The organism is Terriglobia bacterium (assembly GCA_032252755.1).
In the GTDB taxonomy this organism is placed as follows: Bacteria; Acidobacteriota; Terriglobia; order Terriglobales; family Acidobacteriaceae; genus JAVUPY01.
In genome coordinates this window covers 21,575-32,221 of record JAVUPY010000072.1, presented here as the reverse complement: position 1 = coordinate 32,221, position 10,647 = coordinate 21,575, and the positions used below count along the sequence as shown (strand labels likewise).

Sequence of the window (10,647 nt, the reverse complement as noted above, 5' to 3'; positions counted from 1 at the left end):
AGATGCGAGAGAAAGCTGCGGATGCGCATGTGGTCGATGTCGCGCCACCGCGCGTCCGCACCGAGGAACACCGCGAACTGGTCAAGGTCGATGGAATACGCCTTGATGGTGTGCTCGGACGCGTGACTCGCACGCAACGAGTAAAGGAACTGGTCGATTCCCTTCTGCACTTGGCTGCGCTTCTCAGCCATGATTTGGCCCTTCGTCCTGGGTTCTCTTCCGCGCCCGCGGATGATGCTCCTTGTAGACCGTCTTCAAGCGGTCGAGCGCGAGGTGCGTATAGACCTGCGTCGTAGAAATATCGGCGTGTCCGAGGATCGTCTGCACGGTTCGCAGATCTGCCCCGTTCTCCACCATGTGCGTCGCCGCGCTGTGGCGCAGCATGTGAGGCGAGGAGTGATGCCCGATTGGCTCCGACGCGCGGCTCACGACCTGCCAGACGCGTTGGCGAGTCAGTCCAGTTCCGCGAACGTCAATGAACACCAGCGGGGATTGCCTTTCGCACAGGAGCGCCGGACGCCCGTCGCGCAGATATTTCGTAATGGCAGCTTGCGAGGCCTGTCCAAGCGGAACAATACGCTCCTTATCTCCCTTGCCGCGGACGAGCATGTATCCGAGGTCGAGTTTTAAATCTTCGAGTTTGAGGCCGCAGAGTTCCGAAACGCGCACGGCTCCGGCGTAGAGAACCTCCAACAGCGCCGCATCCCGCAATGCGAGCCCCTGGGACTGCTTGTCCTCACCGGCGACGCGCGGCTTCAGCATCGACTCAACTTCGGTCCGCGCAAGCGACTTCGGTAGCACCTTCCACTGCTTCGGCGTGTCGATGTTTAACGTCGGATCGTGCGCAATGTGCCGGTCCAGCAGCAGGAATTTGTAAAAGTGCCGGAGCGCCGAGAGCTTTCGCGCCACCGTGCGGCCATCGACCTGGTGATCGTTGAGGTGTTTCAGAAAATCGCGAACGTCCTCTCGCCGAGCACCGGCGAGAGCGCGGTCATCCAGGAACTCCGCAAATTGGGTGAGGTCGCGCTGGTAGGCCTCGAGCGTAAGTGGAGACAGGCCCTTCTCGACCTTCAGGTAGTCGCGGAAAGAGTCGAGCGTACGCTGATTGGAAAGCACTGCCACGAGTTCATTTTGAGCGTGGAGAATGGCGGCGGGAATGGCGAGCGAGGTTCGTGGCCCTGTTGTTTTTGTCAGACTGTCTGTAACCTTCGTCGCAAACATCCTACTCGCCACGTCATTATGAGATAAACCCGAACGAAAATCCCCTGAGTTTCTGCTAACGTGAACTCACTTCTCTCCCGTATCCTTCAGCACAATGGCAATTCGCTGGAAACTGCTGACTTGGCCGGTCCTCTGGGGAGCCGTGCTCTCCCCGATGTACTCATACGCGAAATCTCCAGTAAACGTCAAAGCCGACCACATCGTGGTCCTGAAGTCGAAGCGCGAACTCCAACTGTGGAGCAAAGGAACTCTGCTCAAAAGTTATCGCATTTCGCTCGGCGGCGCTCCTGTCGGTCGCAAGGAACAGCAAGGTGATCACAGAACGCCCGAAGGCAACTACGTCATCACCGGCAGAAACTCCCACAGCAAGTTCCATCGCGCCCTGCGCATTTCTTATCCGAACCCTGAGGATCGTACCCGCGCCGCCAAGCGTGGGGTCTCACCAGGCGGCGATATCATGATCCATGGCCTTCCGAACGGATACGGCTGGGTCGGCCGGGGACACCTCGCGCGAGACTGGACCGACGGGTGCATCGCCGTGACGAACAAGGAGATCGAAGAAATCTGGGACCTCGTGCCCGACGGCGCTCCAGTGGAGATTCGCCCCTGATGTCTGACCTTCTGGTGGAAGGAATCGATTTCTACTACGAAAACGGCTTGATGGTATTCACTGCCGAATACCTGAAGAAGCGCGGCTACTGCTGTCGCTCCGGCTGTCGCCACTGCCCTTACGGATTCAAGCCAGAGCAGGACGTAAAGATCAAGGAAGACGTAAAGGATACTCGGCGAACGGACCCACGCCGCTGATATTGGGTTAACCTGCCTGAAGTTCTTTAGAGAGGACGCAATTGGACGGGGATGCTGGGCAAACCGAAAGGATAATGGGCCTGTCGGGAGCGAACCGACGACCTCTTCCATGCCATGACGCCAGGCCGGTATCGGAACATTCGGGCTCAAGTGGACTACACGGAACCTGGTTTCAGAGTGAGGCATTCGGCAAGGACGGGGCTCCAACTCTCGGACGCCGGACGTTCTTAGCTAAACCGACGGCTTCAAGAATCCAGATGAAGTACCAGCCGACGTCAACCTGCCACCAACGCAATCCGAAGCGTGCCGACCCGGCGTTGGAGTGGTGATTGCGATGCCAATTCTCGCCCCAGGCGGCAAGTTGCAGGGGCCCCAGCCACCAGACATTCTGGCTGGTATCGCCGTCTTTGCTATGTCCTAAATGGGTGAGGCTGTTCACGAAGCATTGCATGTGCAGCGAATACACCAGGCGAATTGCACCGATCCAGAAGAAGCCCTGCCATCCCAGCAGGAATCCACAGGATAGTGATAACAGGATGACCGGGACCTCGGCGTACCGCCAGAATGTGTAGACCCCTTTATTAAGTTCCGGCGCCCAGCGTTTAGCATCTGCGGGGGGCGACTGATACAGCCAGCGCAAATGTGCCCACCAGAAACCGCCGTGGGTAGGACTTGAAATATCCTCCGGAGTGTCGGCCTTCGCATGATGGTGACGATGGTAGGCTACCCAGCTGGCAGGAGCGCCCGATCCGTTAAACATCGCACAGAAGATCAACACCTGTTCGACCGCTCGGTTCAGTTTTAGTGTCCGGTGCGACAAGGTACGGTGGTAAGCGACAGTGGTTCCGAGGCTGCCTAAGGCCACCAGGATCAGTGCCGATACTGCAACCGGGAGACTTGGAATCGGAAACAGAGTGAGCCCGATCACGGCCAGAACATGTATCAGGACTAAGTAGAGGAAAATGGCCCCTTTGCCCTTGGTAGGTTTCCAGATGGGGCGATCCCACGGATGACTCTCGATCACTTTCTGGTCCGGTTCGACCATGTTCGCTATAGGCAATTGCATGCTGACCTGCTCTAGAAAAACTCAGCACCAGTATTCCAAAGACCCATTGCAGAGTCTGGTCAGTTTTGAACAATATTCGCCGGCGACCTCTCCGAGCCGTCAGGGAGAGAGTTAGGCGCTATGCGCGGCCTCCCGGCAGACCTCCTTCCCGGGAATTATGATCGCGAGAAGTTACAGGAGGTTGGTGGCGAGTATGAAGACCTAATCACGCTTGCGTGCTGGATTCAAACAAGGTGGGCCTGGGAAGGTTGAGACTTCAACTTTTCGCGGAACGGCAGTACACTTCGGGGAATGGCGCGCAAGCTAAGAAGATTCGAGAAGCAAGCCAAGGCCGTCGTGGCCCAGATACATGCGGCCAAGACTCCTGCCCAGAAGAAAGCCGCACGTAAGACGCTCAACAACTACCTATCTGGTAAAGGGAATTCTGAACATAGTTAAGCGTGTCAGCATCGGGACCGAACCTGAAGGACATTGACCTTTTTCATTAAAGCATTCGCACCGCCATGAAGAGCGTTACGAAAATTATCACCGTAATGGCAAAAAGGCCTAGATACCGAAATACCTTTTCCCTACTGGTTGGGGGCGGCCCTTCTGACTGCTCGATTTGTTTATCCAATGATTCGAACATAAGCACCTCGGTCACTATCTAAGCGTCGTGGGCCCATTTACGGCAGGCCCGCTTTCCGGTCTAGAGTCAACGACTGACTACCGACAACAGTATCGACCGCGGTCCTCTAAGAAACTGTGCAACATTGACCAGTGCCCATCACTCTGGCTGCGACTGTGAATAACTTCCATGGAGGATGTCGCGCGGATAGCGCAGCATTCGCCGTTCTGCGCCGGATAGGTCTGACTTGACTCAGGCAACCGTCGCCGGGTCCTTTCTTTCACAGGCGGAGACTCCACCTTTCGACTGAGCAAGATTGGCCAGTTTCCGCAATCACCCGATGCTAAGCTCTGGGAATGACGAGCAAAGCTCTCAATTCGCGGTGTCCAGTTTGCGGTGCTGCTTCGGGCCAACGCTGTAAGAGCCTGGATGGGAGCGGCCCGAAGATCCAACCACATACCAAGCGCACGGTCCGTGCGAGGCCTGAGCCGCTGATAATCCCGGTGTCTGCTGAAAAACTCACCGATCGCTAACGAGATTTGAGGCCGCCGCTAAGAGCACATTCCGATAATGGGGTCGCGACGGGAGTCTATATGGAACATGCCACCTCCGAGGTCCAAATAGGAAAACATCACTTTCGTTTAACTGTTCAGGAGAAATGGACAGGCATCTATTTCGTCGAAGTTTGGGACAAGGATCACCAAACGCGCATCGGTAATGATGAACCAGCCACGATTGAGGGCGCTTCGATACAAGAGACGCTAGATCGCACAAAATCGTATGCGGAATCAGAGTTGCGCCTACACGTTGAGGGTGTACTCAAACAGGATTGGCCGGAGAATTTACAGATTCATTGGAATGGATCCCCGTAGAGTGATCAAGGTGTGATTGCCCACATCAAGAGCGAGCGAACGTTGGCGCCGCGCTGGCATGGTATCGGATCGCTTGCTTATCATTTTCTTGGCACGGCATGCAGGATTCTTTCCGCGTCATAGAACTGGATCTCGCCCTGTCCTATGCAGGTCGGGCAGTGGTGTCCATGTGAGTCCGTCCCTCTGCCTCTGCAGGTTGGGCAGGGTCTTCGTAGAGGTTCTAAAGGGCCATTCGCAATTCGAGAGCTTTCAGTCAATCGACACCTCGGTTCATTCATGGAAGGCCATCAGGCGCTTATTCGGTCCCCAGGGCTTGTACCAGTTCCTTGCGGAGTGCAAGCACTCTCGCTTGCGAGTCTCCAGCGGGTTTCCGGGACTGTCTGCATGCAACTGGGTTCTGTCCAATAATGTGAGGCGAACGAGGAGGTTGCGTGAGACTTAGCTCAGGGGATCTGAATGAGAGAGAAAAGTCACTGATTCGACAGTACGCCTCGCGTGAGCATCCGTCAATGTGAGTGGGTAAAGGTCGCATTTTCGGGGCTCATCCTGAACTGTCAATTTGGGGTTGTCTTCGTCCATTTTCTGGAAGTGGTCAATCTAGAACAGTCTGAAGCTCACGACGCTGGCATTATCTTTCAACGTGTGGGTGTTCTGCCCACTCTGAAGCACGCCTTTGGGCTTATCGGTTCCGAATCCCACGAAGAAAGAGAGAGACTTAGATGAGAAGAATCGCCTTGGCACTTGCCGTCGTATGCCTGCTGTTATTTGCTTTGCCTTTGCTGGCACAGTCGAAGCCATACCACGATGGATCTGTGTGGCAACTCCAGTGCATCCACGTGAAGGCTGGAATGGAAGACAGGTATGCCCGTTACCTGGCGGGAGACTGGAAAACAGAACAGGATGCCATGAAGAAAGCGGGATACGTGCTCAGTTACAAAGCAATAAGCACGGAAGCGCACAACCCGACCGACTGCAACGTGATCTTGATGACCGAATACAAGGACCTGACGACCATGGAGGCCAACGCGGACAAAGCGGAACAACTTGGCCAGCAACTCTTTGGGGGAATGCCGAAAATCGAGGCCGGCTACGCTGATCGGGCATCGTATCGCGACATCATTGGAAGCCGCCTGGCACGCGAGATAATCCTGGAACCGAAACAGTGAAGTCTCAGGACAGTTTCAGCCCCCCCCTTCGTTGGCGGGGGCTTTTTCATTGATTTCGAGCATTGCAGAAGCTTCGGAGACAGGTAAGGCCCCGACGATACCAGCGAACCGAGCCTGCGGACAGAAGCGGCATGGATCACGAGGAACGATGCGGATAATGGCTGTGTGATAAAGACGACTGTGCAGAAACACGGTTGCGTGTTGCGAGTCAGGAGCAGCACAAAAACGAGGTCATAGGGAGCGGGCGGAATCTGCACCCCGCTGACGGTCAGGTCCGACGAGGTTGCACGAATATGCCGCGGCCGTCGCAGTGCTTACATTTGCGCGAGTAGAGCTGGCCGCTGCCTCCGCAGTAAGTGCATGTTTCCAGCGGCGTCTCAGACTGATGTGCGTGATGGGTGATCGTATAAGTGACGCCCAAGTGGGTGACGCTGGAGTCAGCAGGGGCATTGGAAGAGGCATCCGGTTTATTTTTGTCCATCGTAGTAACCCGTGATGATCCGCGGCAGGTTGAGCTTCAACGCCGCTACTGCTTATGGGTAGGACCGCACTCCTGCCCATCGATTGTGCGGACAAACTGGCGAAACGCCGCCGCCACTGTGGGGCCTTCGCCATGATAGTGAAGCAGCGTGCCGTTCGTTGCAAACGCTTGCGCAGCATAGCGCTCATTATTCCCATCGCCAAGGTTCTCTGGCCGAGCCGTAACTTGAACTGTAAATAGAATGCTGGTCATGCTACCGAAGCCTCCATCCCGGTTTCAGCCGCCTTGCTCGCAATCGCGGTGGGCGGGTAGGTTCTGTTGTGTGTTCCTGGGTGTTCATTGCTGGGGCCTTACGTCGGAGTACTGTCGGCCAGGTAAACAACCGCAACACGGGTTCGACAAATAATTCGTACAACAGAGTCTTTGAGAGGATGTTCCATTATGATTTCGGCTACTGCTGCGAATCGCCGCTCTCTTTCTTCACGGGAATACGCCCGACTTCATACCCTCCACACTAGCTCTTGTGGCTGGCGAAATCTGAGCAATACCGCTCACCTAACCCCGAGGTCCGAAGTTCAGTGTGTTCATTGCAATCGGGTCAACTTGCTCGAATTTGGGATGGCTTCGTGTCCTTGCTTGCGGAGGACTTATCAGAATCGGCAGGCAGCTTGTCGGGCCTGACAGGTTTCCGCGGATATGGGACCTGACCCGCACAATCAAAGCAGACCTGGTATGTCCTATTGCCGATTGTGAAGACTCGGCTCAGGTGCCGATGTCGGCAACGGAAAACGAATTGAAACATCCAACGCAGGATATTCATGAGCTCTACAAACGCTGCCGGCGCTCGCACATTCCATTGACGTCCAACCATTCGAGGAGAGCGCGTACGCTCGTCCGGGCCAGTGCAATCGAGCAATCCGCTGCTCCGTAGTAAATGTTGAGCGTGTCGCCGTCGGGATCCTTCGTGTAACCGCATGGGAACACAACATCGTTGACATCGCCATGGCGCTCATAGTCGGTCTCGGGCCCGAATATCCAGGAGTCTCCCCTGAGTACCAACTTTTCGGGCTTCTCGAGGTCGAAGAGTGCCAATCCAAGCCGGTAGAGGCACCCGGAAGGCGTGTGACGAACACCGTGGTAAATAACAAGCCAGCCCCTGGAAGTCTCAATGGGCGGCGGCGACATGCCAATTTTGTTGGCGTCCCACCACGCCCCACGGCGTGCTTCCATCATTACCTTGTGACCGCCCCAGTGTCGAAGGTCAGGAGAATACGAGATCCACATGTGAGCGCCGAGAGCCGTCATAGGCCGATGGACAAGCGCCCAGAAGCCGCCGATCTTGCGTGGGAGGAGCGCGGCGTCCTTGTCATCTGGAGACATAATCACGCCGAATCGCTCGAATGTCCGAAAATCTTTGGTGAGGGCGAGTGAAACACCGGGCCCTCCACGTGAGTAGGAAGTGTAGACAACAGCGTACTGCTTCAGTTCCGGCACAAACGTCAACCGAGGATCCTCGATGCCCCACAACTCTTCCGGGTATTCCTCCGGGTTTGGCACCAGCGTGGGAGTTACATCAACTCTCCATCCATCAACACCGTTCACCGATCGAGCGGCACAGAGATGCGAGATGCCTCGGCGGTCTTCTACCCGACAGAGCAGGAGAGTTGTTCCGTCATCGAGCAGAGTTGCGCCAGCATTGAAAACAGTGTTTACCGGGTATGGCCAATCCTTGCTCGACAAGATCGGGTTTGACGGATGCCGGTGAAGTAGCGGTTCGTCGTGAGTCTTACCTATAGTCGTTGCCACACTCATCGAATCTCCAGTGGAATACGGGAATTCTCAAGGTCGGCTGCTTCGGTCAACGCTTCGTGTTTACCCGTGGCTATCTCGGTGTCTTCGAGAAGGCGCATTTCCAGCAATGCCATCAGGAATGCGAGAGTGGATTCGGCTCCTTGATTTTCATTGGCTCGGTCGGGGTGTAGACCGTCCCGGCACCCACCGGTGCTGGAATCGTAGAGGGCAATCTGGAGATCGTTGTCGCCGAGGAACCAGTTGAAGGCCGACCACGCGTCTTTTAACCAGCGATCATCTCCGGTGGCACCATAAGCCTGGAGACATGCGGAGACGGTTGCGCCTGCCTCCACTGGTTGCTGGTCGAACCGGGCTTTCACTCCGCCCTTGCGATAAAAGCCCTGTGAGCCGATCGGCACAAAGTGGCCTTTTGATTCACAGCGTTGCATGGTAACGAACCAGTCCAGAGATTCGAGGCCGGCTGCCAGCATCGCCTTGTCGCCGGTCCGCGAAGCACACGCTACGAGAGCCTGAGGCAATCGGGAGTTTGAGTATGCAAGAACGTCCTCAAACCACTGCCAACCCGGTGAGTGATTAGTGGCGTAGATGTCCATCAGCCTGTGTGCCATCTCATCTCTTGTCTGGAGAGCTGCTCGATCGCCGGGAAAACGGTCGAGATATTCCTGCAAGCCCAGAACAGCAAACGCCCACGCCCGCGGGCTGCTGAAAGTATGGATTGCCGGGAGTGCTATCTCGAAAAGCCGACCTGCTGTGCCTCTTAAGCCCGGAGATTTCGATCGTCCGAGAACAGTTCCCAGTCCCCACAATGCGCGTCCGTGGCTGTCTTCGGAACCTTCGGTTTCGTGCCACTGGCGCTCATAGCTCAGAAAATTTCTGAACCGGCCTGTCGCGGGGTTGAACGCGTGCCATAGATATGCCAGATAGCACGACGCCAACTCTGCCGACTCGCGTATTTCCGTCATTCCGAGCTGTTCCATCAGGACAGTGACGATGAGCGCGCGAGCGTTATCATCGGTCGCATAGCCTTCCCGGTAGTTGGGAACCGAAAACACCGCGTGCTGCAAGATCCCGGTGTGGTCTGTCATTCGATGCAGATGATCCAGGTTTAGCGATGGCAATCTGTCCAGCGTTCTTTCAGCGTTCAAGTCGGAGAACGCAATCCGCGGCGTCCTCATGCGGTCGGTTCGGGCGCGAACGAACACGCTCATGTAGGTCTGAGCGACTTTTTTCCACACCGTATCACGCGCGTAGAGGTAAGCTTTCTTGCGCATCGCGTGACGAGTTGCTTCGTTCTCCAGGAGGTCAATCGCCGCGGTCGCGATTGCGCCGGAGTCATCAAAGGGGACCAGCACTCCGCGGTCCTCATCCAGCAGTTCGGACGCGTGCCAGTATGGGGTTGAGATGACCGCCTTACCCGCGCCGACAGCGTATGCGAGGGTTCCGGAGACGGCTTGTGCTTCGTAGCGATACGGGGTGATGTAGATGTCGGCTGAGCCGACGAATTGAGCCATCTCTTCAGGAGTAACGAATCGGTTGTGAAATATCACATTACGTTCAACCCCAAGCTTCCTTGCCAGGGCCTGCAGCTGAAGCCGGTATCGGTCTCCCTCGCGTCGTCTGATATGGGGATGCGTCGCACCCACGATCAGGTAGACCACTTCCGGATGTTGAGCAACGATTCGCGGCAGTGCCTCGATTACCTTTTCAATTCCTTTGTTTGGCGTCAGGAGTCCGAACGTGAGCAAAACCGCTTTGCCTTCTGTTCCTGAAGTGTCTTTGTAGTAGTTGGGATCTCCAAAGGGAAGGTCTGGAACGCCATGAGGGATGATATCGATCTTCTCTTCATGAACATTGAACACCGTTTGTAACAATCTCGAGGAGTGCTCACTCATTACGATGAGGCGGTCCGAGAGGAGAGCGATTTCTTCCATGACCAGGCGTTGATTCGAGTCCGGCTCACGAAGAACCGTGTGAAGTGTTGTAACTACCGGCATCTTGAGGCGTCGCAAAAGGCGCAAAATGTGGCTTCCAGCCGGGCCGCCAAAGATGCCGTACTCGTGCTGAAGGGAAACGAGATCGACATTGCTGAAGTTGAGGAAATCGGCAGCGTCCTCGTAGGAGGAAGGATCTCCCTCCGTGAGTTCGAATCGCACACGTGCGGGATAACTGTAGTGAGAACCAGGATCGTTGACTGGAACTGCCAGCAATTGAGCAGATCCGTATTCTCCGCCGATTGCATCACAGAGATCCGTTGTAAACGTCGCAATCCCACACTGTCGTGGGAGGTAGTTTCCGACTACAGCAATCCGACTGGGATGGGGGGCGCCGGAAATGATTCCGAACGAAGCTGCGAGTTTTTCCAGCACCGGACTGGTCCGCGCCTTCAGGCGCGATGGCGTAGCCCTCAAGGATGCACTCTCCGGTAATGGGGCCATTAATATCTCCTTGATGATGGGTAGATTAACTGTACTCATGAAGTCCTTGCTGTTGCTTCGGCTGATTGACGTTGTGAGCGGTCCTAGAATTAAGCAGCTTCCCTGGGAACCTTTAGGCTAGCCTGGATAACGTCACGCAGTCTGAGCAATAGTGCTCAACTTAATCCGATCTGGCACGCA

The 10,647-nt window shown here is 55.7% G+C and carries 10 protein-coding genes; 4 read left to right on the top strand and 6 right to left on the bottom strand.

Annotated features, from left to right (window positions below; genetic code table 11):
- Both ROO76_18850 and xerD read right to left on the bottom strand, forming a co-directional pair.
- Window positions 1-191 (bottom strand): site-specific integrase (locus ROO76_18850; protein MDT8070231.1); only part of this gene is annotated, 191 nt, incomplete at its 3' end.
- Complete coding sequence (xerD, locus tag ROO76_18845; protein MDT8070230.1) at window positions 184-1,221, bottom strand: site-specific tyrosine recombinase XerD; 1,038 nt, start codon at window positions 1,219-1,221, stop codon at window positions 184-186. The genes xerD and ROO76_18850, both read right to left, overlap by 8 nt.
- A gap of 94 nt (window positions 1,222-1,315) precedes the next feature.
- Here xerD and ROO76_18840 point away from each other — a divergent pair, with 94 nt between their 5' ends.
- Both ROO76_18840 and ROO76_18835 read left to right on the top strand, forming a co-directional pair.
- Entirely contained in the window at window positions 1,316-1,831 is a 516-nt protein-coding gene (locus ROO76_18840) for a L,D-transpeptidase family protein (protein ID MDT8070229.1), read from the top strand.
- Window positions 1,831-2,028 (top strand): DUF5522 domain-containing protein, encoded by a 198-nt coding sequence (locus ROO76_18835; protein ID MDT8070228.1) that lies wholly within the window; start codon window positions 1,831-1,833, stop codon window positions 2,026-2,028. The genes ROO76_18840 and ROO76_18835 overlap by 1 nt, the downstream gene beginning before the upstream one ends.
- 172 nt (window positions 2,029-2,200) lie before the next feature.
- On the opposite strand, the gene ROO76_18830 is transcribed toward ROO76_18835, so the two are convergent.
- On the bottom strand, window positions 2,201-3,094 hold the full coding sequence (locus ROO76_18830; GenBank protein ID MDT8070227.1) for a hypothetical protein: 894 nt from the start codon (window positions 3,092-3,094) through the stop codon (window positions 2,201-2,203).
- Window positions 3,095-4,294: 1,200 nt separating this feature from the next.
- Here ROO76_18830 and ROO76_18825 point away from each other — a divergent pair.
- The gene (locus tag ROO76_18825) at window positions 4,295-4,573 is read left to right on the top strand and encodes a hypothetical protein (protein ID MDT8070226.1); all 279 of its coding nucleotides are present in this window, start codon (window positions 4,295-4,297) and stop codon (window positions 4,571-4,573) included.
- A 719-nt stretch (window positions 4,574-5,292) separates the two neighbouring features.
- Window positions 5,293-5,739 (top strand): hypothetical protein, encoded by a 447-nt coding sequence (locus ROO76_18820; protein ID MDT8070225.1) that lies wholly within the window; start codon window positions 5,293-5,295, stop codon window positions 5,737-5,739.
- A gap of 526 nt (window positions 5,740-6,265) precedes the next feature.
- Here the strand turns inward: ROO76_18820 and ROO76_18815 are convergent.
- From ROO76_18815 to ROO76_18805, 3 genes are all read right to left on the bottom strand, one after another.
- Window positions 6,266-6,472 carry a hypothetical protein gene (locus ROO76_18815; protein ID MDT8070224.1) on the bottom strand — a complete coding sequence of 69 codons (207 nt, stop codon included), beginning with the start codon at window positions 6,470-6,472 and terminating at the stop codon, window positions 6,266-6,268.
- Between the two features lie 573 nt (window positions 6,473-7,045).
- On the bottom strand, window positions 7,046-8,032 hold the full coding sequence (locus ROO76_18810; GenBank protein MDT8070223.1) for a glycosidase: 987 nt from the start codon (window positions 8,030-8,032) through the stop codon (window positions 7,046-7,048).
- Window positions 8,029-10,467 (bottom strand): glycosyltransferase family 4 protein, encoded by a 2,439-nt coding sequence (locus tag ROO76_18805; protein ID MDT8070222.1) that lies wholly within the window; start codon window positions 10,465-10,467, stop codon window positions 8,029-8,031. The genes ROO76_18810 and ROO76_18805 overlap by 4 nt, the downstream gene beginning before the upstream one ends.
- Window positions 10,468-10,647 lie beyond the last annotated feature (180 nt).